Here is a 24,527-nt window from a genome sequence, read left to right on the forward strand (position 1 = left end):
CAAGGTGAAAGCCTTGCAATGGCTGCTGACCCACTCATTTGCCGGCAAAGCACTCGCCGTCAGACGGGTGACTGAGAATCATGGCAAGAAGACGCCCGGTGTGGACAAGGTAACGTGGTCCACACCCGATGCCAAATATCGTGCCGTCAAGAAATTATCTCGGCATGGCTATGCACCACGACCATTGCGGAGAATTTATATACCAAAAAGCAATGGCAAGATGAGAGCGCTCGGTATCCCCTGCATGGTCGATAGAGCGATGCAGGCGTTACACCTGCTTGCCCTTGAGCCCGTGTCGGAAACGTGCGCTGACTCGCATTCGTATGGATTTCGCCGGGATCGCTCGACAGCGGACGCTATCGAACAATGCTTCACGGCGCTCGCGAAGAAGACATCGTCGCAGTGGATTTTAGAAGGCGATATTCGGGCTTGTTTCGACGAGATCTCCCATTCCTGGTTGGTCACCAACGTCCCCACGGATACGGTGATCTTGCAGAAGTGGTTGAAGGCGGGATACATCGAAGATCGGCAGAATCCGTGGAAGGGCGCACGATGGATCAGAGCACGATACTTCCACCGCGAGGTGGCGCGGCATTGGGTATTTGCTGCTGATACAGGTGAACTAACAGCAGAGGGAAAGCCAAGACGACTAAAGCTACGCAAAGCGTCCGACGTCCCAATTCGGCGACACACGCAGGTCCATGGCAATGCCAACCCTTTCGACCCGGCATGGGAGAGCTACTTCGAAGACCGTTACGGTTTGAAAATGGCGAACGCCCTGTCGGGTCGAGGAAAACTGATCCGCCTTTGGCTCGATCAGGACCGGGCTTGTATCGTATGTCAGCAGCGAATCACAGCGGCGACCGGATGGCACGTCCATCATATCGTCCGCCGCGTGGACGGCGGATCGGATGCGTGGTCAAACCTCGTCATGGTCCATCCTGATTGCCACCGACAGATCCATAGCCGTGGTTTAACAGTGATGAAACCGGCTCCCAAACGGGGGCTTTGAGAGGCTTGAGCCGTGTGCATTGAAAGGTGCACGCACGGTTCTGAGGGGGCCGCTGCGCAGTAATGCGCGGCGGCTACCCGACAAAGGCTACGAGCACTCGACGTTGTACTGGAACCTGCGCCGCCTGTACTTCTACATCGAGCGCAACGCCGGTACGCTGGTGAACTATGGAACGCGCTATCACAAGGGGCTACCGATCAGCAGCAGCATTGCCGAGTCCGCAGTGAACCTAGTGGTCAGCCATCGCATGGCGAAGAAGCAACAAATGCGATGGACGGACGAGGGAGCGCACTGTCTGGCACAGGTCAGAGTTGCTGTACTCAACGAAGAATTCTCGGTTGAGAAACTTGCCGTGTTGACCAAGACTTCTGCAGCTGAAAACTCGCAGAGTGCACGCCGCGCGGCATGAATTGACCTCCCACGGTTTGGTTCACTCTCATTCGGGCCAAGAGGTGAGTCTTGTTCTTGGACTGCTGATCCCCACCATGCAGCGCAATAACGCTTTCGTTGTGACCCAGCAGATCACAGAGCGACGAATACTGTTTCGAAGCGAGGTTCGTGTAGTTCGACGACTCTAACCCATTCACATCCTCCATTTGCACCAAAACTGCCAAAAGTAGTGCTGCAGCGATTCGCGCGAAACCGTGCATTTTACGACGCGACCCGCTGCGATGAGTTCGAAGGCGACCGCGAGTCCGCCTACGACAGTGGGCTCAACGGGATTGGTTACGTTCATTGCCATACTCATGCGAATCGATGATCCTCTAACGTATGGCGACATACCGGCTTTGTCAGGTTGACGGTAAAGCGGCGGTAGATTAAGTGATGAAGAAAACGAAATCGCTTTATCACGGTCACCGGTTCCCTGCCGTCGTCATCAGCTGCGCGGTTCGATGGTTCCGGTTCAGCCTGAGCCTGCGGGACATCGAGGAGTTGTTGCTCGAGCGTGGTGTCGTGGTCACGTACGAAACGATCCCTTGCTGGTGCGACAAGTTCGGCGCTGGATTCGCCCATTGCACCAAAGCGGCGGCCCAAGCCGGGCAGCACATGGCATCTGGGCGAAATGTTCGTGATGCTGCGCGGCGAGCCGTATTTGTTGTGGCGAGCGGTCGACGAGCATGGTGCCGACTCGACGTGCTGGTGCAAAAGCGTCGCGACAAGGCCGCGGCAAAGCGCCTCTTCTGGAGCGTGCTGCGTTCAAACCCCGTGCCGCGCAAGATCGTTACCGACCAGCTGCGCAGCTACCCGGCGGCGAAGGCTGACATTCCCGAGCTCGCTCATGTGAAGCACGTTTTCGTCAGAGCGGCTGCACGCGTGAACAACCGTGCCGAGACAGCCACCAGCCGACCCGCAGGCGTGAACGTCAGATGTGCGGCTTTTGTGATGCGCGTCGCACGCAGGCGTTTCTCTCATGCTTCGGCCCGATCCTACAGCACTTCGCGTTGCCCAGACATCAGATGAGCGCTGCATATCATCGTGCCGTGCTTCAGGAACGCTTCGCCACATGGCACGGTTGAACGGTCACTGCCGCATCCGAGAAACCTATCTAATAAGGATAACTACGCTTGAGTCACTCAGGCAATCTACGCCCGTCAACTTGACAGAGCCCTGCCAAATCATCGCGTAATGCGTCGATCCAGGCCTGACGGAGTTCGGAAACCTTCTGCTCTTTGCTAACAGTAAGTCCGACCAAGGAGACCATCGCGGCAATGATCGAGGTACCGATCGCGCCGACAGCCACGGCGGGCAACGAAAACGTCATCTACTTTTTCCTATTCGCCCGCAGTTCAGGCTTTTCCTACACAGTGATAACGAGATCGGTGTACTTCGACAGATGACCGTCCGAAGTCACCAACCGCAACGGCTCCGACATCGCCTGCGCGACCAGAAGCCGGTCAAACGGGTCGCGGTGAATGTCGGGCAGGTTGCGAACCAATGCAGCGTGAACGGCCCGCACCGGCAGTTCCATGAATCCGCTGGCTTCAATCTCCGAAACAAGCATATCGACGTCGGCCTCAAGTTTGCCGAGCCCGACCTTGATCGAAGCCTCCCAGATGCTCGCGCTGCTTACATATACTTCGTCAGCTTCCAGAATCAGCTTGCGCGCCGCTTTGGTCAGCTTGCGGTCATCCATGACCGACCAGAGATAGACGTGTGTATCGAGAAGCAGGCGCATCAACGACCCTCGAATGCTGCAATCACATCATCGGGAAGCGGGGCATCGAAATCGTCCGCAATATGGACCTTGCCCTTGAGGCCGCCGAAACGGCGCGTGACCTTCGCCCGCTCCATCGGCACCAGTCGGGCGGCCGGCTTGCCGGCCTTAGCGATGACGATTTCCTCACCGCTGGCTGCGGCATCGACCAGCCGCGAAAACTGGGTCTTCGCCTCATGAATATTGACTGTCTGCATAATCGCTCCTAGTGGACTAAGCCCATATTAGTCCACTAAGCCACTTCGGTCAAGCGGCAAGCTTCCACCGCATGAATTAACGGCAGAGAAGCGCTACTGCTTGAATTTTTGCCCCGCCCGGAACGCGCACGCATGCTCAGCGTATTCCGAGGAAGTTTGCGGCCATCAGGCCCAAAAACGCGCTTGTGCAGCCCGTGCCAGTTCAGGCAATGAGCTGACGGCGCAGTTCGCCGCGCGGCTGGGCATAGATGGCCGTGTAGATGGTTTCGTGCGAAACGTGCTGGGTCGAGTCGGTTGGATACATACGCTTAAGTGTGCCCGATATCTGTTGGGGCGACCATTTCCACTCGAGCAAAGTGAGAACGACGCGCCAGCAAACGCTTTGCAGACAAAGCTTGTTGGGGCGGCGACCCGCGCTGCGGCGTGCGACGCTGAGCGTTTTAGCCGGCACGGACGAGTTGAGGTCGGTTGAAAAAAGTGGACGCCAACATTCCGTAAAATTGAGGAATGGAGGCATTGATGAACCGAATCCCCAAGGCTGTGTACACGAAGGAATTTCGTGAAGAAGCAGTAAAGCTGGCAATGACCGATGGCGTCGGCGTGTCCGAAGCCGCGCGTCGATTGTCGATTTCGATGAAGACGTTGGCAAACTGGGTTCGTGCCGCCAAGGCCGGCAAGCTGGAGAACGTTGGACAGTATCAGAGGCCTCTGACAGAGGTCGAGGCCGAGCTGGGGCGGGTCAAGCGGGAATTGGCCGAAGTAAAGATGGAGCGCGATCTGTTAAAAAAGTTCGCGACGTACTTCGCGAAGGAGTCGCGGTGAGGTACGGCGTAATTGAACAGATGCGACAGCAATATCCAGTGCCTCCAATGTGCCGGTTCCTGGGTGTGTCCACCAGCGGCTACTATGCATGGCGCAAACGGCCTCCCTCGATGCGCGCTCAGCAAGAGCCCCGGTACGAAGCGCAAGTTCGTGCCGCTCACGAGCGTACCCGAGAGACCTTTGGTCCGGAACGGCTACAGAAAGAGTTGGCTGATCGCGGCGTCCAGATCGGTGTTCACCGCATCAAGCGTTTGCGCACGAAGCTCGGCCTTCGCTGCAAGCAAAAACGCAAGTTCAAGGCGACAACAAATTCGACGCACAACCTGCCAGTCGCACCGAATATACTGGACCAAGATTTTAGTGCGAGTGAACCGAACCAGGCGTGATGCGGCGACATCACCTATATTGCGACCGATGAGGGATGGCTTTACCTGGCTGGCCTCAAGGATCTGTTTTGCGGGGAGCTAGTCGGCTACGCGATGAGCGAGCGTATGACAAAACAGCTTGTAATGCAGGCTCTATTCCGTGCTGTCGCGGCACACCGACCACCGGCCGGCCTTATTCACCACACGGACCGCGGCAGCCAGTACTGCGCTCACGCATACCAAAAGCTCGTCAAACAGTTCGGCATGGAGGCATCAATGAGCAGACGGGGAAATTGCTTCGATAATGCACCGATCGAATCGTTTTGGGGCTCACTGAAGAATGAGCTCGTCTATCATCGGAAGTTCGCAACCCGTGCACAAGCCCAGAAAGAAATCACGGAATACATCGAAATCTTTTACAACCGGCAACGAACGCAGGAGCGGCTCAACTATCTGTCGCCTGCTGCTTTCACGCAGCGATTCCATTTGAACAAAATCGCTGCTTAACCCGTTGGCGTCCACGGATTCCGACCGACCTCAATTCTCCTACACGCGAATCGCACCGGCTCCCTGGAGTTCTTCTTCGCAAACGCCGCTCGATTTCAGTGCAAAACCCAATGTATGGCACCGTACGCGCAAGCACTTAACGGCCTTCGGGGAAAGGTGCCGTTGGGTTGCCGTGCTTGGTATAGTCACCCGTAAGTCCACTGTTTTCGATGTGTCTAGCGTTCGCGTTCCCAGGTTCGAGGCTGCGCCCGGGGCTTGCCACTGAGGCCGATCGCCCAAGGCATATCGGCACCGGCCAAACGCCTCATCACGTCTTCTTTTACACGCTTAACGCAACCTGGATCGGTTTGGCCCTGATCTTCAGCAGATGCGGCTTTGCGAAAAACTCAATGTGTTGTATTCCACCGAACAACACAACCCACAGTGAGTCATTCCTACGTGCACATCAACGGCAAAGGGCGACAATTGGCGCTTGGCTACCGCCGGGTTGCGTCTCTACCGAGAAAACCCGCCGTGAATAGTTCATGTGTGGGGCTTTCAATGCGTGGCGTGGAAGACTGCGCCCGCGTCGCCGCTTGCACGCCTCCCTCGGCTAGCGCTGATCGTCGGAATCCGTCATCTCCGCCACGATTGAACCGTGGTTGATGATCGCGACAAGTGAGATTCCACCAATCATATTGCCGAGCAGGGTTGGTGCGCAAAACCCGTAGAGATAGTCCTGCACGCTCGCTGCACCCACCATCACACCGTAGCTCGCTTCAACTGAACCCGCGATCACATGCGATAGCTTGCTGATCCCGACCACGTAGGTAATCAATAAAATTATCACGAGCCGGGCCGAACGCGCGCTAGGCAGCAGCCAGACCATCAACGCGATCAGCCAGCCGGCAAACATTGCACGCACGACCGTCACTAAGAAGGTACCGGAATAGGGTTGCTTGGCCAAAACGCCCAGCGCCTTGACTACTTGATCGGAAAATACGCCTGGAATCTGGAGCACGGCTGCGAATATCACCGTGCCGGCGATGTTCGCAAAGAGCACAAGTCCCCACAGCCGTCCGGTCTTCGCGACGGTCGTCATGTCGCGTCGCGTCAGGACCGGAAGTACAGCGCTCAGCGTGCTTTCTGTGAACAGTTGCTGCTGGCCAAGAATGACGATGACAAACCCGACCGTGTAGCCCGAAGAAACGACGAGGGGCCGCCAAGGGGTATCGGGCAAAGAGCTTTCAATGACGGCCTGCGCCAGGAAGGAGAATCCCATCGACAGCCCGGCAGCCAGCGCAGACATCAGGAGCGAACCGGCGGTTCGCTCCATGGCAGCCTCGCCTTCTTCCCTGACGACTTCGTGGATAACCAAGGCGCGTGGGGAGGCGTGTTGGGCAGCCTGTTTTTGTTCCCCGTCATCGAGATGAGGGGAGTTGGAGCCAGCATCGGGACCGGGCATCGTTCGAAAATCCTTGGGTTGTGACTCGTCACCGGGCGTCGAAGCTTCCGTCGGTCTTGTTCGCGATCCGCACAAAAAATGCCCGCATTCTCTTCGGCTATGCGGAGCCGCCCTTCCTCGCATGATGCATGCGCTTGGGTGGCCCCAGCTCGACCCAGGTTGGCGCATGATCGCTGGCATGCGGCTGTCCGCGCACCCATTTACTGACGCCAGCCGTTTTCAGGCGCGTCGCAACATCGGGACTCAATAACAAGTGATCGATGCGGAGACCGGAGTCGGTTTGCCAATGCTGCCGAAAATAATCCCAGAATGTATAAACCCGTTCATCGCCGTAGATGCGGCGAAGCGCATCGGTCCAGCCCTGGCTCAACAGCCGCTCGAAACATTCGCGGCTTTCCGGCTGCAACAGCGCATCCTTTAACCAGGAGCGCGGATTATAGATGTCGTTATCGGTAGGAACGACGTTGAAGTCGCCTGCCAGGATCACAGGATGCCCGCTCTCAAGCAGCGCCGCCGAATACTCGATCAGTCGCTCGAACCACGCGAGCTTGTACTGAAATTTGGGACCCGGCTGCGGATTGCCATTCGGTAAATAGAGGCAACCAATGACCATGCCCTCGATGGCTGCCTCGATGTAGCGACTTTGTTTATCGTCTTTATCGCCGGGCAAGCCCCGGCGGCTTTCGAGCGGATCTGCGCCCTTCTGCAGGATCGCGACGCCATTCCACGACGTTTGGCCGTGCCAGATCGCACCGTACCCGGCTGCATTGATTTCTCTCACAGGAAATCCGGAATCCGGCGCCTTGAGTTCCTGCAGGCAAACTACATCGGGCACTTCCTTCCTCAGCCACTCAAGCAATGCGCGTAGCCGTGAACGGATCCCGTTGATGTTGAAGGTCGCTATTTTCATTTGTGTCGGTTTCCAGGAAGAAATTGCAGGTCTCCGGCTCGCAGCAAAATGCGTGCTGCCACCACGTCGAGCGCGGCTCGTCCAAAACGCAGGTGCATCAGCGGACTCGCCCGACGTGGCTTTGCTGCGGAAAGTTCGCCGGCCGGGCGCCCGGGAATGAACTGTGTTTCGGCCAATGTTTAAGCACTGCTTGGAGCATAAGCCCACGAATCTCCCGCCCGAGGATCCAAGATGCCAAACCCCACTCCCCCCGCCGACGGTGCACAACAGCCCGACCGGTCTTCGGCGTGTCTCCCGACTGTCCGCGCCGACTGAATTTTGAGCCACCGGGCCGATTGAATTTTGAGCCGGGGTGGAGACCGGTCTGAAGCAGAACCGGTTGTGGATAAGTGTATGGGTTTCTGCGCTCGTTGTCCTCCTTCGCATGAGGATGCGTTGCGCAGGGGCAGCTGCGAAGGGCGTAGCCCGTAGCAGATTCCCCTGCGCCGGCGAACGACGTCAGGCTGGTTCGGCCGCGCCCGCGCTGTCGCCTATGCGCGCCGCTTCGCGCGACCGGATGCGTTTCTTTGCACTGGCGCTGCTATGCCGGAAACGATAGCTTTCGTTGCCGGTCTCCACGATGTGGCAGTGGTGCGTTAGCCGGTCCAACAACGCCGTGGTCATCTTCGCGTCGCCGAACACACTGGACCATTCGGCGAAGTCCAGATTCGTTGTAACGGCAACGCTCGTGTGCTCGCACAGGCGGCTCAGAAGATGAAACAGGAGTGCCCCGCCGGCCTGGCTGAAGGGCAAATATCCGAGTTCATCCAGAATGACGAGATCAAGGCGCAGCAAGCTTGCCGCGATCCGTCCGGCGCGGCCCTGCGCCTTTTCCTGCTCCAGTGCGTTGGCCAGATCCACAGTCGAGTAGAAGCGCACGCGCTTGCCGTGGTGCGTGATGCCGGCCACGCCGATGGCGGTCGCCAGATGAGTCTTGCCCGAGCCCGGTCCGCCGACCAGAACCAGGTTGTGCGCGCCCTCGGTGAACGTCATACCGGCCAGTTGCATGACGAGCTGGCGATCGACCGGCGAACCGTCGAAGTCGAAGCCGGCCAGATCACGATGCACCGGGAACTTCGCCGCGTTCATCTGGTGGCTGACCGAACGCACGGCCCGATCGGCACTCTCGGCCTGCAATAGCCGTTCAAGCAGCCACTGTGAAGACGCCACCTCGACGTTACCCTGTTCGAGCATTTCGGCCCAGCCGGCAGCCATGCCGTGCAGCCGCAAGTGTTTGAGTTCGACGATCAGATCACGCATGACCGGCCTCCGGCTGTTGTAGCGCCGGGCGCAGCCCGTCGTACCGCGATGTGTCGGCAAGCGGCGGTGTCGTCAGTTGTAGCGCCGTATCGATCTTCGGTGGCATCTGCACGCTGCGCATGCGCGACAGCACATTCACCACATGCTCGACGCTCACGCGCCCGGAGGGCGGCGCCTGCTCCAATGCAAGTTCGACTGCAATCACTATGGCATCCAGACCGCTTTCGGGTACCAGCGCCAGAACCTTAGCCATTACCCGGTCACCACCTGGCTCGCGCAGTAACGCCCGACGCAGGCGCTGCAGCGGCTCGGGCATATCCAGGAACGGCGCGCCATTGCGCAGTGCGCCGGGCTTGCGCTGGATCAGCGGGATGTAATGCTGCCAGTCGTAGCGCACCAGACCTTCGTCAGCCAGACGGTCATGTTCGGCCACCACGGCGTCATCGCCCACCACAACGACGCGACCCGGATAGAGGCGCGTGCTGAGCATCTGGCCTGCAAATTCGCATGGTACCGAGTAGCGGTTGCGTGCGATCACCACGAGGCAAGTAGACGACACCCGGGCCGCGCGTTCAACGTAACCATCAAACGGTGTTGGCATCGGCATCAGATGGCCGCGCTCCTGCTCGAATACGTCGGCAACGCTCAGGTCCCGATAGTCCGGATGCTTCACCTGCTCCCACAACGACCGGCACCGGCTCGCCAGCCATGCATTCAGATCGGCGAAACTGCCGAATCGCTGCTCGCGCGCTTCAATCCAGATACGCCGGCGGCTGTCCTGCACGTTCTTCTCGACGACGCCTTTCTCCCAGCCGCTGGCCACGTTGCAGAAGTCCGCGTCAAACAGGTAGTGCGCGCACATCACTGCGAAACGCGGATTTACCGTGCGACCCTTGCCTTTGTGAACCTTGTCGACCGCCGTCTTCATGTTGTCGTAGATGCCACGACGGGCCACCCCGCCGAAGGCCGTGAACGAGCGCGTATGGGCGTCGAACAGCATCTCGTGACCCTGGCTTGGGTAGGCCACGAGCCAGAACGCCCGCGACGCGCACAGCTTCATGTGCGACACCTGCAGCTTGCGGTAAATGCCGCCGACAACCAGTCCTTCCTCGGACCAATCAAACTGGAACGCTTCGCCCAGCTCGAATTGCAGCGGCACAAACGCCGACTTCGAAACCGCTTGGCCTTCGCCTTGCCGCCAGACCCGGATGAAGTCGGTCACCCGCGAATAGCAGCCATCGTAGCCGCTCGCCTTGATCTCCTGGAACAGCATCCAGGCGGTGCGCCGCTCTTTCTTCGCCCGCCTCGCGTCCACGCTGAGCGCCTGCACCAGCGCCTCGTGAAACGGTGTCAGCCGGGTCGACTGCGAGCGCCTCTGATACTTCGGTTCTTCCTGAATCTCCATGCTCAGGTATTTGCTAATCGTGTTGCGCGACAGGCTTGTGAGACGCGCTATCTCGCGTACCGACTTGTTCTGGCGGTGGAACATCCGCCGCACCTTGCCAATCATCGTCATCGGGATCATCCCCAAACACCCTGCCTGAAAAACTAGCAGGATAGGTTGATTACCCGGCTCAATTTTCAGTCGGCGCGATCCCTACAAGTGGCTCAATTTTCGGTCGGCGTAAACAGCCGGGGGAACGCGAGCAGGAAGGCGCGCTCGTCGTCGCTCCAGAGATCGTCGTAGCGCGCGGCGAGCCATTCGAGGGCCGTCTCGAAGTTCAGCAGATAGTAGAAGCGCCGCTGAAAATTGGCTGGGGAGGTGTGAGCGAGAGTTTTCATAAAAACTGTACGTATATACAGTTTTTATAATACCAGCGCTGTCTGTCATAGAAAACGTCTGCTCGCACTCATGCACGACGTGGGCCAGAATCATCACACTGCGACGGCACTTGATAAAGGCCGTCGCCGATCCCATGCCCTTCGAACCAGTGCCGTCGCAACGGCCGCTTCCGGCCCAGAGTGTGTCAAAACCCCAATAACAAGGGCTGGCCAGAACAGTGCCAACGGCGGCGGACCAAAGCGTCGTCCGTAGAAGGTTCTGATGCCGTAGAGTCGCGTGAGCGAGACGATGAGGTGCGATCCTCCTCCCTGCCCATCAACTCGCCGCTTGCACGCTTCGATCTTGAATCGCCCGGATCAGGTCTGTCGAGCCGAGTAGTTTGATGACCCGCTTCATGTTATATGCCAGCACGTGCAAACTCATCTCCGTGCTGACCTTCTCAATAGTTCTGGTCAGGAAATGTGTTGCGCCCATCCAGGCCTTGATCGTCCCGAACGGATGCTCGACGGTTTGCCTCCGGATACGCATCATTTCCGGTGCATGGTCAAGGCGCGCTTGCATCTGTTCGAGAACCGCCTGATGTTCCCAGCGACTCACTCGTCGCTGAATGCTGGGCGTGCACTTGTCCTTTAGCGTGCATTGCTGGCAATTCGAACTCCAGTAGCGATGAAGTCTCAGACCGCTCTCCACGGTTGCATACCGCCAGATCAGACGCTCACCCGCCGGGCAGGAATATTCGTTCTTCGCTGCGTCATAGATAAAGTCGTCCTTGCCGAACCGACCATCGGCAGTGGCAGCCGAGGTGACCGACTTTGGCACGAACACTGTAATGCCTGCCTCATGACACGCGAGGATTTCTTCGCTCTTGAAGTACCCTCGATCAGCGACGACGGTGAGATTATCAACGCCCATTTCCGCGCGTGCGAGGCGCGACATCGACGTGAGTTTGTCCCGGTCGAGGCCGGTGTTCGTAACCTCATGGGCAACAATGAGATGGTGCTTCGCATCGACCGCCGTTTGCACGTTATAGCCAACCATGCCCGTGCCTCGCGTCTTCATTGAGCGCGCATCGGGATCAGTCAGCGACAGTTGCTTGTCGGGTGCCGCATTGAGTTGCACCTCGATATCCCTGAGCACCTGCATCTGCTCCTTGAGCGCCGCAATCTTGTCGTGCAAGCGTTCTGTCTTTGCCTTCGCAATCACCGGCTCCTGACGGTCAGCCGTCTCAAGCGCTACGAGATAGCGATTGATGCTCGACTCGATATCTTCCATGCGTCGCTTCAGCTTCGCGCTGGTGAAGTTGCGGTCCCGATTGTTGACAGCCTTGAACTTGCTGCCATCAATCGCGACTAGGGCATCGGAGAATAGATCGAGCTGCTGGCACAGCATCACAAACTGCCGGCACACGGCTCGAATGGCCTTCCCGTTATCTTTGCGGAAACGGGCAATCGTCTTGAAGTCTGGCATCAATCGCCCCGTCAACCACATCAGTTCGATATTGCGTTGAGCCTCGCGCTCCAGTCGTCGACTGGACTGAATGCGATTGAGATAGCCGTAGATGTATATCTTCAGCATGACTTCGGGATGATATGACGGCCTGCCAGTATCAGCTGGTTCAACTCCGTCAAAGCCCAGTTGACCAAGGTCGAGTTCGTCGACGAACACGTCGATCACGCGGACAGGATTCGTGTCCGTTACGTAATCGTCGAGCGATTCAGGAAGAAGGATGCTTTGCGTACGACTGTCGCCTTGAATAAAACGCTTCATCTCGTTCGCCCCGTAACCCGGTGCCACCATGATAGGTGTTCAAAATGCGTTTTGACACACTCTGGGCCGGACCCGGTCCGACGTAGAATCGGCGAAAAGAGATCGGGTCAACGGATCTGCGTTACGTAGAAGTCGACCGGCACTTTGTCAAAACGCGTGGCGCTACGACCTAGCTAGAAAGTCGGCTTGTAAGAACGCTCAATAGGGGAGTCGTAACCCTCCGGGTAGGGTGAATCGACCCCCTGAAACCTAGTGTTTTTGAATTTGACACAGCCTCGACCCACATGTAACGGTCGTGGTGATCGATATCGGACATTGAAAGGTTTCCCGGCAATGATGCGCGGCCAAACCGGAGAGCCTCTTTCGCCTTGACGAGAGGCGCAGAGAGTCAACGGAAAACTTATCCGAAAACCCGAACCCATGCCGTCCGAAGACGTCGCGCGTGGTCTTCGAAGAGATACGAGGCAGCCAGCGCAAAGAGACCTGCAATAACACCCGTTACGATGTGCTCGACGTAGGGAATGCGATAGTGACTCGCATGGGAAAAGGCGTCGCCTACCGTCGTCAGGATGCCGACGATCAGCGAATTGCCGTATCGATTCGCGTAGAGCTTCGCCGCAGGCGTGAAAGTCAAAAGGACAGCCAGGAGTCCGGTGAGCAGACCTGTGTGGAATGCAATCGTCCAGTGGCCAAGGCTCATAATATTGCCCCAACTCCCCGGCATGCAGGTCATGCACGCACTGGTCGGCTGCCAGAAACGCTGGATAAACAGTCGGAAGCGGAGCTTCCACTCAGCTGACATGACGTATTTCCGATCAATGCCGTTTCAACGGCCGGAACATCATAGGTATCGCCGGAGCAGCTTCCGGTCTTTCAACCAGTTTGCCATCCTTGTCATGGGTGCGTTAAATCTGCACACTGTCGACGCCCGATAGTAACTTAGTCATGGTGAAATACTACACCGTGAATGGACGGCCGCCGTTTCAACCGTGACCGAAATTCGGCCGCCGCGTTCGATGCGGCGCCATCGATGACGGCTTCGAACGAGCGCTCCACGCGAAGTTAGGTTCCGAACTTGACCCTTGCGGGTCGATCGTCATCGAACGCATCCGATGTTCGCTTGCGATATACAAAGGTCATTCGGTTCTCGAATCCGTCCGGCGTCCAGCCAGTGGTTGCAGCGGATCAATGCCGTTGATCGCGGCGACCCAGACCTTGGCATTCTCACGCCGCCGTATGATCCGCAAACTACTGATCAGCCCGATCAACCAGATTGCCTGCCGCCCCTGTTGCCGTCTCATTGTCACGATGCTATAAAGCTGTGTCGGAAAAGGCAGACTTGGTTTGGTAAGCCCAAGTCCTTTCGGTAACGAAAGCTCTGGTCTTTGGCCTCGCGCACAAGATTCCCACGACGAACATTTGACGCTGCATTGGCGTCTGAACGTTCGTCCGTGTGGATCTCAACCGAGAAACGCTCCGGTCGGACTTCGACACAGGAGCGGTTCATGCGCACACATCATTCAGATATCTACGACGTTGTAATTGCCGGGGCCGGTCCCGTCGGTCTGTTCCTCGCTTCCGAGTTGCGCCTGTCTGACATCTCGGTCCTGGTGCTGGAGCAAGCCGAAAGCCCGCATTCCACTTTAAAGCGCCTTCCATTCGGCATGCGCGGACTCTCGGCGCTTACCCTTGACTCGCTACATCGCCGAGGACTGCTGGACGAGGTAGTCGCGATGCAGCGTGAAAGCGATGCCGCAGGCAAGACAGCGAGCACCCCGCATTGGATGGGACAGCAGCGCCGAGCGGCCGGCCACTTCGCTGGCATCCAGTTCTATCGCGACAATATCGACACCTCAAAGTGGCCGTATCGCCTGCCAAGCCCGGCCGGCACCAGCATGGCGATCGCAGTAGAAACACTCGAAACCGTCTTGGCCAAGCGCGCTATTGCGATGGGCGTTAAGATCCGGCGCGGCTTAAGCGTCGACGCAATTCATGCTTCAGACGGCGAGGTGAGCGTCCATGCGGGCGGCCAAACTTTTGTCGGACAGTGGATTGTCGGTTGCGATGGTGGCCGCAGCGCAATACGCAAGGCGGCGGCGTTCGAATTCGTTGGCACCGATCCCGAATTCACCGGGTATTCCGTCGAAGTCGAATTGGCTGACCCCGAGGCACTTCGACCCGGCCGGCACTACACGCCAACCGGTATGTTCACCTATGCGCAGCCCGGCACCATCGCGATGGTGGAATTCGATGGCGGCGTCTTTCACCGAATCCACCCAATCACGCTAGAGCACGTGCAAGCGGTGTTGCGCCGGGTGTCCGGCACTGATATCACCCTGACGAAACTTCAGCTCGCTACCACTTGGACGGATCGCGCTTTCCAGACGACGACCTACCGCAAAGGGCGCGTGCTGCTAGCGGGCGATGCTGCGCACATCCATTCTCCATTGGGCGGTCAAGGGCTCAATCTGGGTCTGGGAGACGCGATGAACCTGGGCTGGAAGCTGGCATCGACTATCCGCGGCGACGCGCCGAGCGATCTCCTCGACAGCTATGAGCGAGAGCGGCATCCGGTGGGAGCAGACGTTCTCGACTGGTCGCGCGCGCAGGTTGCACTTATGCGCCCCACGCAGAGCACACGCGCGCTTGCAGCAGTCATCCGTGATTTGATCGAGACCCGCGATGGCGCAACCTATTTCGCTGAGCGTGTGTGGGGCGTATCGCTGCGCTACGACCTTGGCTGCGACCATCCACTGGCCGGCCGCAGCGCGCCTGATTTCGAGCTAATCGACGGAACTAAAATCGGCAGCCAATTGCGCGATGGCAAGGGCCTGCTCCTGCAATTCGACTCGAGCGCGTCGCTTCAGGCGCTTGCAAGCGGTTGGCGAGAGCAGGTTACCTATGTCGCGAGCGATGCCAAGGAACGGCTGGGGTTGAGCGCTGTACTGCTGCGTCCTGACGGATTTGTCGCTTGGGTGAGTGAAGCAACTCCTTGCGCCAAAGAATTTGCCGTAGCCTTGACGAGATGGTTCGGCGGATCCAGAGATGCGGTCGGATCCGCTTAATCGATAGCGTCATCGGCATGGCCGCTTTACCTGAACATCAGCCGTTCGAATGTCGTTTCGATCGTCCGAGCAGATGTCCCTTCATGGCCGATAGCGCCAGTTCAATTAAGGCCCCTGAAGCCGGCATCGCGGAGACTGCGACGAGCTCGCCAACAACCGCAAAGGCCGATGACCGGCCGAGAGGCGCGAAGACATGGATTACGAACACCCCCCGCGCCTACCCACGCGAGGTGAGTGAATTTATGGCCCGATGCCAGCAGATCGGTTTCACGTCGATCACGGGCGTGTCGCCACCGTATGTGATCGACTGGAACGAACTCCATACCAAGACGTTGTCGCCGCCAACCATCAACAGCACGTGGCCCAAATCAGTGACCCTTTTGACTGGCTCGTGATCGGCCAGGTAGTGCCGCGCGATCCGGCTGCCTCGGTGTGCGGACCGAGCCACTCGCGCGCCAGCGCAAAGCTACTGTGCTCGACGAGGCGGCAGCACCATCGAAAAGGCGCTCTTATTGGGGAGCCGCCCGACTTGCCGCACCGCAACTATCGCCAACGCCAGCCTTCAATCGCAATCAAAATTGAGTTCTATGGTTTGTAAATTAGCTAATCGTATACTTAAAATCGTTCATAACATTATGTCAAATCGATTCGGCATACTGGTTAAAGAACCTCCGATGCATTACATAACTTTGTCACTGCATTGTGTCTGGCTTGCCGATAAATCGATCACAGCCACCAAAAAAGATCAACTTGCATTCACTGCCTGACTTTCGTCTTCGCCTCGAGAGGCTGCGGTGATCGCTGTGGGCCGATGTGACTGGCTATCATCAACACGGAACTGCCCCTGAATTGCTTACATCTTCGTGAGCGCATCCAAAGTGCAACGGACGCTCGTCGCGCCAAGTGATCGGCGAGTTTTCGAGTACAGCGGTCCCTCGTCTTTTCGATGTCGCGTCAGATACTCGGTTGCGTAGTCGCTTGTCTTGGGCGGACGCAACGTCGTACCGACGCCCCTTATACTCGGCCGGATACACCAGAGTTAAGTATGTACGGCTCGCCGTCCGACCATCGCCCTACTTTCCGACGGTCGTTGACCGCACCCAGCCTCGCGATCACGTTGGCTCTGACGAGCTTCAACTTCGTAGGGGTCAATCTGCGAGATGCGCTTAATCCTCGCGATGAGATGCAGCTCGTCGGCAGATTGTTGATCTGCCATCCGGGCGGTGGCTCAGCTGGCCCACATGCGGCGCACAAGGAAACGGCAGGAGCCCGCAAGTCGACGACGCCGTCAGGTCTTGGGGCCGGCCGCCCCCGATGCGCTAACGCGGATTAATCTGCTTCACGACATCAGCCACGATGGCACGGGTCTGCCTGTCAGTAGTCGGTGCGAAGATGCCCTGCCATGCTGAAGACTTGGTGTTGTAGGAGCGCTCCCCGAATACCTGGTCAGTCTGCAGGTCGCGGAAAGTCACCTTGGCTTGCATGAAAGCATTGCCTGTCATGATCCCAAATGCGATCCGTGCACCTTGAGAGACGAAGTGGTAGTCGTCAACATAGACATCCACGACTGTGCCGGCGCCGCTCCGGGATGCTATTCCTGCGCTTTCATCGATGAAGTTAAGTCCGTCCGGGTTTGAGGCACCTTGCATGGCTTCTCGCCATTCTGTCTGCACCTGCGGCCAGTCGGACGAAGCAGTGGCTACCTTTGATCCGTTCATACGCAAAATAACTGTATGGGTCGAAGCAGGAGGAACGACGATACCGGATACCGAGGTTCTTTCACCCGACGGCGCATTGTCTTGGGTCTGCAGCGTGGCGGCGCACCCGCCGAATAAAGCTGTGCTTGCGCTCACGATAAGAATCGATAGTAGTCGTCTCTGCATTTGAGTGTCCAAATTGATGAAATCGTTTTTTCGAATGGAAATGCAAACTCTTTATCGGCATGAGATCGGCAAACCGCAAGGTTTGCAATGTTCGTTCGTGCATGCCAAAGGCTTCAACATAAGAAAGCATCAAGATCGATAGGACTACGGTTCTTTCTTTAGATAGAACAGGACAAATTTCTACCAGTTGGAGTCGTCCCCACCTTCAGTTGCATTTCCTTTCGAGCCGTGCCTCGACGTCTTCTTGGAGGTCGCTATGGTACTCGCATGGCCCAACAGCGAAACTTGCGTTACGGCAGGCGTTGAAGCGGCAGCGCTCAATGAATCCGTTGCAGACCCACTTGCGGGTTCCAGCGTTTTGGGTTGGCTCGAAGTCTTGATGATTCCGCGAACCTGCAGGGAACCCGCCGTTCCGTCAAGTGTGCTGCGGACATTTTCCAGATGCCCGTAGCTCATTTTCGGAGTGACACGGTCGATAACAACCTCGCAGCACGGTGTCTCCACGCGGCCGAGCGACTCTCCGGTCTGTGGGTCTTTCATCTCAACCCCCATCGAAACGAGTTGATAACGCGCCATTTCCTTCACTGACTGCCCACCTTGGCTCAAAACGACGGTATTACCATCGCGTGAGATTACTGTGACAGGGAAAGTGCGCATCAGCGTGGCGCTCACTATGTTGCCGACTATGTCGCCTTCCATTTCGCGGAGCGTCTGCGACGGGTCAAACTTGGCGCCTAGCGTTGTCGGCTTGATGGGCAACGCTTGACCTTCCAGAGTGTCAGCCTCCATTACCTGTCGTGTGGCGACGTTAACAATCCGTTGCGAAACAGACCACCCACCACCGTAGCTAACTAGCTCGCGGTCACTGGTTGCAAGCTTTCTCGCATTCTTACGGTAAGACAGGGTGTTAATGTGACCGACCCAAATGACATCGGCGCTCATCGCCTGGCTGAGCTTGGCAATCTCAGCTGCCGGCGCCTGCCCGGACGAAATCATATCCAACTCACTTTGCACATCTGCCGTGTCGCGATCGAGAACTGAAAACCGGCCGGTTTGCGAAAGTGCGTCGATTACTTGCTGACGAATGTCTTGGGCAACTTTCTGCGCCGGAACCGTCGTGTCACCCAACTCAATCTGCGTTACGTCGATTTTGATGGGTGCGACTACCACCTTTAGTTTTTTGCTATCGGCTGGAGGCGCAAACTTTGCGACCGATGCTTCAATGCTGACCTTATAGATGCCGCTGGCGTCGGGACCTGTCAAGCTCGAGATACTGAACCCCGTCACAGCGCCTTTCGATTTTTGCGCAACGGTTTCCGCAAACCCTGCTGCGCGAACGCTGCCCGAATCGAACGGCGTTGCAACATCGAGCGCGAACCTGAACTGTTCAGACGACATGTCAACGGATGCCCCATTTGCCTGCAAAATTGCGAGCTTTATTGCTTCGTTAACCGCCTCACCGACGCTACGCCCGGAGCCATCAGCTTTCACCGGCACGGTCGTCAACTTGCCTGCATCAGGCATCGGCGTAGCGGGTGCCACTTGGACCGGCGCGGCGATAGGGGCCGTCGCCTGTGCATCCGTATGTTCCGACTTACTGCAGCCAACGATAAACGCCGTCGACATAGCCAAAGCGGCGATAGCGCGCACACGCATAGACATTCCCGTATACGCCCCGATTAGATTGCGGACGTCGCGCTGGCGACGTCACTCGGAACAGGAATGCCGCGTTCTTTTGCAAACGACACCGCACCGTTAAGCGCGTCGTAAACGTTTTTTGCGTTTGTCGGCACGGTCTTAGCGACATACAGGCCCGCTCCAAGCTTTGTGGAAGCCATGCCGAGGGCGACTGGAGACATCGCAGACATAGAATTCTTGAAAGTCGATACATTGTCTTTCAGCAACCCGTAACCAATCGCACCCTTTGCTAGGTATGCCATGCCAGAGATGAATTGTTTCTTGGCTTCATCGCTAAGTGCTGGTGCGTCCTTGTCCTGGAATTTTGCGGTAATAGCTTTAGCTACATCCGATTGCGTTGTCTGCGTGTCTTCTAAGCCACCCTTCGTTGCCCCGGACGACAATGCGTCCGCTGCAGCTTGGGCCTTAGCGGATTCGTCTTTCAAACCGAGAGCCGAAGCCATCTGTACCTGTGATTGGAGTACGTTCTTATCAGCGGCAACGTACGCCTGGACCAACTGATCCTGAGCGACAGACGGATCGACACCTTGAGCCGTCGAAGGCGTCGCAGCGTCCGCTTTCTTTCCGGTGACTGCGTCGGTCAGATTCGAAAGACCAAATGCATTCGCGGCGATCGGCGAAGCGATAGCTGCCATCAGCGACACGACAACCAATTGTTTTTTCATTTTTATTCCCCGGTTCAAAGTGATTGCGCGTTGCATACGCGCTGATTTAACGAACTCCGACTACATTGATTTGATTGACCAACTCCCGCGCCGCCTTGTCAGCAGCTAGCTTCAGCGCATTGGTCTGGGCAACATCCTGAGATGGGCCGGTGCCTGCGTATTGCTCAGGCCCAACGGACGAAACAGTGCGAGGGAAACGGCCACTAAGGTCCAGGACCTTGCCGGTTACCGTTACGTAGACACGCGTCAATCCGGTGTCTGGGTCAACGTCTTTGGTGCCAACGTCAAGCGTGGTGAGCGCAAGGTATGGGACCTGTGCAGCCTGCAAACCGGCAGCCGTGTTGCGGAGGGTTTGCGGCTTTGGGTCATCGCCGGTCTTATAGTCGTCTTGCAATGCCTTCAAACTCAGAAGACCATGCGATTGCGGTTCAACATAGCCCACATCCACTACGTCAAATCCAGCTTGTGCAAATATTCCTGACACAGCCGCATCGAGATTGCCGCTCGGCATCAGCTTCCATTGAACGTCATCGGCCTTCTGAGTAGTACTGCCACCGGTCTGGACGCTAGCGCTCACATTTTCGGAGCTCACGGCATTTTTGCGCTTCGTTGCGTTTGTTGACACGTGAGCGTCATCTACCGATTCACCCTCACTTCCGCTGACCGATTCCGTGCCGCGCAAGCTACCGGAAACATTCATGTCCGCCCGCTTGTAGACTCGAGCATCGAAGCTTTTGACCGATGCGACTTGGCGAGCAAGGAACACGAAAGTAAGCGTAGACTTCTGACCCGCCGCGGTCTTCGCTGTCGCCGAGCTAGCCTTGAGAGTATTGCGTAGTTTTGCGACATTAAGCTCGGCCCGAACCGATACGGTGTATCGATGCGAGTCGGGTTGGTCCTGCTCGCTCAATGTCGTGGCATCGAGCACAAACTTATCGAGATTTCCTTCCACTTTATCTCGTACATTGTCGAAATTCTCGCTTTCGGCCTCGCCGTTCGAAGCGTAATATCGTTCGATCGCGTTGACTTGAGCTTTACGCAATGCCTCATCCTTAGCCTGTGGATCAGCCGCGCTGCCCGTGTATTGAACGACCCCTACGCCTTTGATGTTCACAAGTTGAGCGTGCACCGACGCCACCATGACCATGGACGTCGCTGCGGTAATAATCAATTGTTTTACTTGCATTGTTGGATAACCGTGCGTGTGTCGGCGAGTTGTTTGTCGATGTCGGCGCCGCCAGCAGCAGCTTTCAGCCATGGCAAGTTGGTCCCGCCAAAAACCGTCGCCGTACGGGTGAATAGTCCCCGGAGGGAATCCAGATACGCTGGGGCGTCGTCAACTGATTGCTGCGTTGCCGGAACTGCCTTGGTTTCACCGTTCTTGAGTGGGGAATCAAAAAACACCATCGCAGAGAGCGGCTCCTCCATTTTTATTCGCGCGTAAGACGCATAAATGAAACTAGAACCGGCCGCAGACTCCCCGAACGGGACGCGCTTCAGCCCGGTCACGTCGACCGTGATCGCGTAATCCGCTTCGGGGATCTTGAGATTGAAGATTGAACCATCGGAGAACTGCGTCGCCATTACCTTGCCGATAGCATAACCTTTAGCGTAAGGCAAGACAGGTACACCGGCTTGGGATGAAAGAGCTTCGCCGAAAGTGTCTGCTACCCACGTCTCAGATGCGCCCGGAGATGTGAGCTTTTGCGGGAGCAGTGCACGGGCAGGATCCGCAACCGTGACTTTGGATATCTGCACGAAACGAGTTGCCGTATTTGACAAGCTAGCTTCGTCAAGACGCTGTACGTAGCGGGAAAGCAAGCCTGGGTCGGATCCACCGAGTAACAACGTCCGCACGCGAGCGCTTGTCTCAGCGTCAGTCGGCGGATGGTCCAGCACATCAAGCATCGCGACGCTTATCGGATAAGCGCGCATTATCGTCATGGATTTGTAGTCGAAAAACAAAGCCTGAGCACGGAGATTGACCAGCAGCTTATATATCCCGCCAATCTCTTCGACCGACACTGTCTCGTTGGTCATGATCAACGCAGCGACGATGGCTTGATCGTTATCGGATAAATCCGCGATCGCTCTCGGTTCGATTTTAAAATGTTGGGGAGGTGACTTCTCAAGCATCTCGCGCAGAAGCTTGCCGGGAGTCTGCGAGCCTAGACTGGCCTCGATGCCCCGGGTGTAATGGAAACGTGTATCTAGACTCGCTGCGTCGCCTGAGTATGCGAAGCCCCCGATATAGACCGTTGCAGCATGGCTATGGGCAGCAATCAATAAGGCGAACACTACTAGCGCCGCGCGAACGACGCTAACCCCGGATATTTTGATCATTTTTCTTGTTGTCTTCGCGCCCCGCGATTTGGCAGTAGCGCTCGTTATTTTTGCGTTGGGCCGCGTACTCTCTTACGCTTTCGCAAACTATCAACAGCTTATCACTTAATTACCGATTTTGTAACAAATATTTACATATTTATCGAGCATGTTTTACCACACGGAGGCGCTCTGCCGTACCCGACGTTGCAGGTCCTTGCAGATAACGCGTTGCATGAGCCGCCATTCGAGGCACAGCGCTTCGTGTGCCTGGTTCTACGAGAACTCGGCATACCCCTAGCTGAGGCGTCCGCAACGGGCTACGCCATGCCGACCTCGAAAACCATGCGTCTGACCCTGGTGCGCGCACCCGACGATCAGGCGTCCTTCAGTCCGGGCTACCAGGCCGAGTTGCGGAAGTTCTATAGCCTCGCCCGGGCCGAGGGCGGCAAGATAACCCCGGTCGCCTTCACAACCGACCGCGCGGATGGGGGCGACGGCTTCGTTGGGGAATTCATGGTCCCATGCAGGCCCGTCGCCGGGTCCACGCTCACCGGGGCGACCGGCGCCTGGCTACAAGGTCGAGCCGGGCGCACGTTGCGCCTGACAATGGGCGACGTTGAAGTTGAGGCAACCAGTGCGGGCGAACTGTACGGGCTTTTAAATCTGACGATGGCGGTCACGGAACAGCACGAAGAACCCGCGACCGATCATGCCTGAGACCGCGCTCGCCGGCCGGTCGTCTGCGCCGTTGCCCGCCCTGGTGGTCAGTGCCGGCGAACGCGCTGGCATCCGGTTTCTTGAGTTCTTCGCCTCGGCCATCCGCAACCCAAACACGCGGCGAGCGTATGCGCATGCAGTAAGCGAATTCCTGACCTGGTGCGCACAGGCTGGCGTTCGATCCATCACGGCCGTGCAACCGCTGCATGTGGCCGCCTGGATCGAGTTCCAGACGCAAGCGCTGTCGCCACCGACGGTCAAGCAGCATCTCGCTGCGATCCGGCATCTCTTCGACTGGCTCATGATCGGTCAGGTGGTGCCGCACAATCCGGCCGCGTCCGTGCGCGGACCCAGTCATAGCGCACGCCAGGGCAAAACGACCGTGCTCGATGCGTCCCAGGCGCGGCAGCTGCTCGATAGCATCGATGTCAGCACGCCCATTGGCCTCAGGGATCGGGCGTTGATTGCGTTGATGGTGTTTTCGTTCGCGCGGGTCGGGGCGGCGCTGGCGATGCGGGTCGACGACGTCTATGTGCAGCACCGGCGACTGTGGGTGCGACTGCGTGAAAAAGGCGGCAAGCGTTACGAGATGCCATGTCACCACACGCTCGAGGCGTATCTGCACGCCTATCTCGATGGCGCCGGCATCGCCGATGACGCGAAGAGCCCGTTGTTTCGTACGATCCAGCGCGGCACCGCCCGACTGAGCGCGACCGTCCTGCCCCAGGCTAATGCGTACGCGATGGTGACGCGCCGGGCGCTCGCGGCCGGCCTCGACACGAAGATTGGCAACCACACGTTTCGTGCGACCGGCATCACCGCGTACCTGAAAAATGGCGGCACGCTTGAGAACGCTGCGGCGATGGCGAATCACGCTTCCACGCGCACCACGCAGCTGTACGACCGGCGACACGACGAGATCAGCTTGGACGAAGTGGAGCGGATCCGCGTGTAAAGAGGGGGCATCCAAGGAAAAGGAAATTCACGCACGCCGGGCGTCTGCGAGGTACCCGGCCGAATGTCTCTGATCGGCTCTGTCAACTTGTCGAGACTGAGGCGGAAAGACGGCAGGAAAAAGCGTCCCTCAGAACGCGTAGGACGGATTGTGGGTGACTTCGGTGAGTTCGCGCCAGGCAATGAATCGCACCGCGAGCTGTGTGCGATAGAGTGAAGCGCGCAGCAGATGCCGCTTGAGCGCGAAGTGTTGCCTGCTCGGCCCGAAGCACGAGAGAAATTTCTGTGTGCGTTTCGGGTCGCGAAAGCCGCGCATGCGACGCTCGCGTTCGCGCGTTGGTTGGTGGCTGTTCTCTGCGCGGTTGTTCAGTCGGGCGGCCGCTTTGACGAACACGTGCTTCACGTTCGCAAGTTCCGGGATCTCCGCTTTTGCCGCCGGATAGCTGCGCAACTGATCGGTGACGATCTTGCGCGGTACCGGGCTCGAGCGCAGCACACGCTTGAAGAAGCGTTTGGCCGCGGCTTTGTCGCGCCGCTTTGACCCGGTGAGCGAAACCCTTGCCAAACTTATCGCACCAGCATCGGATTGTCTCGTATGTCACGGTCACACCACGCTCGAAGAGCAGTTCCTCGATGTCGCGCAAGCTCAACTGAAAGCGGAAATACCAGCGCACAGCACAACTGATGACTTCGGCTGGGGAACGGTGACCATGATAGAGCGATTTCGATTTCTGCATCACGCCATCTTACGTGACCGGGCCAGCAACCTGACAACACCGTCCGAACGGCCGTGAAGGTAGCTGAAAGGGTGCCATCGCGTTAAAAATAGGGCTTGGAGCATATTGCGGTGCGCACGTACATCGGCCGCCTGCTCGGGCACTTCAATCTGCGCGACATCA

At 57.6% G+C, this 24,527-nt stretch carries 22 protein-coding genes and 4 pseudogenes; 8 read left to right on the forward strand and 18 right to left on the reverse strand.

Annotated elements, in window-relative coordinates:
- From BSU04_RS01230 to BSU04_RS01245, 3 genes and pseudogenes are all read left to right on the forward strand, one after another.
- Positions 1-1,012, forward strand: a 1,012-nt coding sequence (locus BSU04_RS01230) for a reverse transcriptase N-terminal domain-containing protein (protein ID WP_179258160.1), incomplete at its 5' end; no start/stop codon positions are given.
- 19 nt (positions 1,013-1,031) lie between these two features.
- Positions 1,032-1,421 carry a hypothetical protein gene (locus BSU04_RS46180; RefSeq protein ID WP_179258161.1) on the forward strand — a complete coding sequence of 130 codons (390 nt, stop codon included), beginning with the start codon at positions 1,032-1,034 and terminating at the stop codon, positions 1,419-1,421.
- Between the two features lie 416 nt (positions 1,422-1,837).
- Positions 1,838-2,529: pseudogene (locus tag BSU04_RS01245) on the forward strand (IS6 family transposase).
- A 53-nt stretch (positions 2,530-2,582) separates the two neighbouring features.
- Here the strand turns inward: BSU04_RS01245 and BSU04_RS01250 are convergent.
- From BSU04_RS01250 to BSU04_RS49110, 4 genes and pseudogenes are all read right to left on the reverse strand, one after another.
- Entirely contained in the window at positions 2,583-2,774 is a 192-nt protein-coding gene (locus tag BSU04_RS01250) for a hypothetical protein (RefSeq protein ID WP_089158892.1), read from the reverse strand.
- 36 nt (positions 2,775-2,810) lie between these two features.
- Complete coding sequence (locus tag BSU04_RS01255) at positions 2,811-3,188, reverse strand: type II toxin-antitoxin system VapC family toxin (RefSeq protein WP_089158893.1); 378 nt, start codon at positions 3,186-3,188, stop codon at positions 2,811-2,813.
- Entirely contained in the window at positions 3,188-3,424 is a 237-nt protein-coding gene (locus BSU04_RS01260; protein WP_089158894.1) for a type II toxin-antitoxin system Phd/YefM family antitoxin, read from the reverse strand. Before BSU04_RS01260 ends, BSU04_RS01255 begins: the two co-directional genes overlap by 1 nt.
- Positions 3,425-3,629: 205 nt before the next feature.
- Positions 3,630-3,878: pseudogene (locus tag BSU04_RS49110) on the reverse strand (IS30 family transposase); the annotation flags it as partial.
- Between the two features lie 65 nt (positions 3,879-3,943).
- On the opposite strand from BSU04_RS49110, the pseudogene BSU04_RS01270 reads away from it, so the two are divergent.
- Positions 3,944-5,118: pseudogene (locus tag BSU04_RS01270) on the forward strand (IS3 family transposase).
- 592 nt (positions 5,119-5,710) lie between these two features.
- Here the strand turns inward: BSU04_RS01270 and BSU04_RS01275 are convergent.
- The 8 genes from BSU04_RS01275 to BSU04_RS46190 form a co-directional block, all read right to left on the reverse strand.
- Positions 5,711-6,562 carry a formate/nitrite transporter family protein gene (locus tag BSU04_RS01275; protein ID WP_089158896.1) on the reverse strand — a complete coding sequence of 284 codons (852 nt, stop codon included), beginning with the start codon at positions 6,560-6,562 and terminating at the stop codon, positions 5,711-5,713.
- Between the two features lie 97 nt (positions 6,563-6,659).
- On the reverse strand, positions 6,660-7,472 hold the full coding sequence (xth, locus tag BSU04_RS01280; RefSeq protein WP_089158897.1) for an exodeoxyribonuclease III: 813 nt from the start codon (positions 7,470-7,472) through the stop codon (positions 6,660-6,662).
- A gap of 498 nt (positions 7,473-7,970) precedes the next feature.
- Positions 7,971-8,771: an IS21-like element helper ATPase IstB gene (gene istB / locus BSU04_RS01285; RefSeq protein WP_089158898.1), complete on the reverse strand. Its 801-nt coding sequence runs from the start codon at positions 8,769-8,771 to the stop codon at positions 7,971-7,973.
- Positions 8,764-10,287, reverse strand: a complete 1,524-nt coding sequence (gene istA / locus BSU04_RS01290; protein WP_089158919.1) for an IS21 family transposase — start codon at positions 10,285-10,287, stop codon at positions 8,764-8,766. Before istA ends, istB begins: the two co-directional genes overlap by 8 nt.
- A 92-nt stretch (positions 10,288-10,379) precedes the next feature.
- Positions 10,380-10,553, reverse strand: coding sequence for a hypothetical protein (locus BSU04_RS46185; protein ID WP_179258159.1), 174 nt, complete (start codon positions 10,551-10,553; stop codon positions 10,380-10,382).
- A gap of 316 nt (positions 10,554-10,869) precedes the next feature.
- Complete coding sequence (locus tag BSU04_RS01295) at positions 10,870-12,321, reverse strand: IS1182 family transposase (RefSeq protein ID WP_089158920.1); 1,452 nt, start codon at positions 12,319-12,321, stop codon at positions 10,870-10,872.
- Positions 12,322-12,721: 400 nt separating this feature from the next.
- The gene (locus BSU04_RS01300; protein WP_089158899.1) at positions 12,722-13,123 is read right to left on the reverse strand and encodes a hypothetical protein; all 402 of its coding nucleotides are present in this window, start codon (positions 13,121-13,123) and stop codon (positions 12,722-12,724) included.
- Positions 13,124-13,457: 334 nt separating this feature from the next.
- On the reverse strand, positions 13,458-13,622 hold the full coding sequence (locus BSU04_RS46190; RefSeq protein WP_179258162.1) for a hypothetical protein: 165 nt from the start codon (positions 13,620-13,622) through the stop codon (positions 13,458-13,460).
- A gap of 204 nt (positions 13,623-13,826) precedes the next feature.
- Between BSU04_RS46190 and BSU04_RS01305 the strand changes: the two genes are divergently transcribed.
- Together BSU04_RS01305 and BSU04_RS47000 are read left to right on the forward strand one after the other, a co-directional pair.
- Positions 13,827-15,386, forward strand: coding sequence for an FAD-dependent monooxygenase (locus tag BSU04_RS01305; protein WP_089158900.1), 1,560 nt, complete (start codon positions 13,827-13,829; stop codon positions 15,384-15,386).
- 242 nt (positions 15,387-15,628) lie between these two features.
- Positions 15,629-15,781: a hypothetical protein gene (locus tag BSU04_RS47000; protein WP_218827216.1), complete on the forward strand. Its 153-nt coding sequence runs from the start codon at positions 15,629-15,631 to the stop codon at positions 15,779-15,781.
- 924 nt (positions 15,782-16,705) lie between these two features.
- Here the strand turns inward: BSU04_RS47000 and BSU04_RS45135 are convergent.
- From BSU04_RS45135 to BSU04_RS01335, 5 genes are all read right to left on the reverse strand, one after another.
- On the reverse strand, positions 16,706-17,239 hold the full coding sequence (locus tag BSU04_RS45135) for a hypothetical protein (RefSeq protein ID WP_144021091.1): 534 nt from the start codon (positions 17,237-17,239) through the stop codon (positions 16,706-16,708).
- A gap of 210 nt (positions 17,240-17,449) precedes the next feature.
- Positions 17,450-18,925, reverse strand: a complete 1,476-nt coding sequence (locus BSU04_RS01320) for a CsgG/HfaB family protein (RefSeq protein WP_179258163.1) — start codon at positions 18,923-18,925, stop codon at positions 17,450-17,452.
- A gap of 23 nt (positions 18,926-18,948) precedes the next feature.
- Positions 18,949-19,632 (reverse strand): hypothetical protein, encoded by a 684-nt coding sequence (locus tag BSU04_RS01325; protein ID WP_089158904.1) that lies wholly within the window; start codon positions 19,630-19,632, stop codon positions 18,949-18,951.
- 46 nt (positions 19,633-19,678) lie between these two features.
- Complete coding sequence (locus BSU04_RS01330) at positions 19,679-20,818, reverse strand: hypothetical protein (RefSeq protein ID WP_089158905.1); 1,140 nt, start codon at positions 20,816-20,818, stop codon at positions 19,679-19,681.
- Positions 20,809-21,975, reverse strand: a complete 1,167-nt coding sequence (locus BSU04_RS01335) for a hypothetical protein (RefSeq protein WP_089158906.1) — start codon at positions 21,973-21,975, stop codon at positions 20,809-20,811. Before BSU04_RS01335 ends, BSU04_RS01330 begins: the two co-directional genes overlap by 10 nt.
- A 306-nt stretch (positions 21,976-22,281) precedes the next feature.
- Here BSU04_RS01335 and BSU04_RS01340 point away from each other — a divergent pair, with 306 nt between their 5' ends.
- On the forward strand, positions 22,282-22,674 hold the full coding sequence (locus tag BSU04_RS01340) for a hypothetical protein (RefSeq protein ID WP_179258164.1): 393 nt from the start codon (positions 22,282-22,284) through the stop codon (positions 22,672-22,674).
- Positions 22,667-23,629 carry a tyrosine-type recombinase/integrase gene (locus BSU04_RS01345; protein WP_179258165.1) on the forward strand — a complete coding sequence of 321 codons (963 nt, stop codon included), beginning with the start codon at positions 22,667-22,669 and terminating at the stop codon, positions 23,627-23,629. The genes BSU04_RS01340 and BSU04_RS01345 overlap by 8 nt, the downstream gene beginning before the upstream one ends.
- A 129-nt stretch (positions 23,630-23,758) precedes the next feature.
- Here the strand turns inward: BSU04_RS01345 and BSU04_RS01350 are convergent.
- Positions 23,759-24,365 (reverse strand): annotated as a pseudogene (locus BSU04_RS01350) (IS6 family transposase).
- Between the last annotated feature and the right edge of the window lie 162 nt (positions 24,366-24,527).

The organism is Caballeronia sordidicola, assembly GCF_002220365.1.
Taxonomy (GTDB): Bacteria; Pseudomonadota; Gammaproteobacteria; order Burkholderiales; family Burkholderiaceae; genus Caballeronia; species Caballeronia sordidicola_C.

Bases quoted from the DNA above. Each gene is read 5' to 3' on its own strand.
- BSU04_RS01260 (WP_089158894.1), bottom strand. From the start codon at position 3,424: ATGCAGACAGTCAATATTCATGAGGCGAAGACCCAGTTTTCGCGGCTG.
- istA (WP_089158919.1), bottom strand. From the start codon at position 10,287: ATGACGATGATTGGCAAGGTGCGGCGGATGTTCCACCGCCAGAACAAG.
- BSU04_RS47000 (WP_218827216.1), top strand. From the start codon at position 15,629: ATGGCCCGATGCCAGCAGATCGGTTTCACGTCGATCACGGGCGTGTCG.
- BSU04_RS46185 (WP_179258159.1), bottom strand. From the start codon at position 10,553: ATGAAAACTCTCGCTCACACCTCCCCAGCCAATTTTCAGCGGCGCTTC.
- istB (WP_089158898.1), bottom strand. From the start codon at position 8,771: ATGCGTGATCTGATCGTCGAACTCAAACACTTGCGGCTGCACGGCATG.
- BSU04_RS01335 (WP_089158906.1), bottom strand. From the start codon at position 21,975: ATGATCAAAATATCCGGGGTTAGCGTCGTTCGCGCGGCGCTAGTAGTG.
- BSU04_RS01340 (WP_179258164.1), top strand. From the start codon at position 22,282: ATGCCGACCTCGAAAACCATGCGTCTGACCCTGGTGCGCGCACCCGAC.
- BSU04_RS01320 (WP_179258163.1), bottom strand. From the start codon at position 18,925: ATGCGTGTGCGCGCTATCGCCGCTTTGGCTATGTCGACGGCGTTTATC.
- xth (WP_089158897.1), bottom strand. From the start codon at position 7,472: ATGAAAATAGCGACCTTCAACATCAACGGGATCCGTTCACGGCTACGC.
- BSU04_RS01295 (WP_089158920.1), bottom strand. From the start codon at position 12,321: ATGAAGCGTTTTATTCAAGGCGACAGTCGTACGCAAAGCATCCTTCTT.
- BSU04_RS01250 (WP_089158892.1), bottom strand. From the start codon at position 2,774: ATGACGTTTTCGTTGCCCGCCGTGGCTGTCGGCGCGATCGGTACCTCG.
- BSU04_RS01275 (WP_089158896.1), bottom strand. From the start codon at position 6,562: ATGCCCGGTCCCGATGCTGGCTCCAACTCCCCTCATCTCGATGACGGG.
- BSU04_RS01345 (WP_179258165.1), top strand. From the start codon at position 22,667: ATGCCTGAGACCGCGCTCGCCGGCCGGTCGTCTGCGCCGTTGCCCGCC.
- BSU04_RS01255 (WP_089158893.1), bottom strand. From the start codon at position 3,188: ATGCGCCTGCTTCTCGATACACACGTCTATCTCTGGTCGGTCATGGAT.
- BSU04_RS46190 (WP_179258162.1), bottom strand. From the start codon at position 13,622: ATGAGACGGCAACAGGGGCGGCAGGCAATCTGGTTGATCGGGCTGATC.
- BSU04_RS01305 (WP_089158900.1), top strand. From the start codon at position 13,827: ATGCGCACACATCATTCAGATATCTACGACGTTGTAATTGCCGGGGCC.
- BSU04_RS01330 (WP_089158905.1), bottom strand. From the start codon at position 20,818: ATGCAAGTAAAACAATTGATTATTACCGCAGCGACGTCCATGGTCATG.
- BSU04_RS01325 (WP_089158904.1), bottom strand. From the start codon at position 19,632: ATGAAAAAACAATTGGTTGTCGTGTCGCTGATGGCAGCTATCGCTTCG.
- BSU04_RS01300 (WP_089158899.1), bottom strand. From the start codon at position 13,123: ATGTCAGCTGAGTGGAAGCTCCGCTTCCGACTGTTTATCCAGCGTTTC.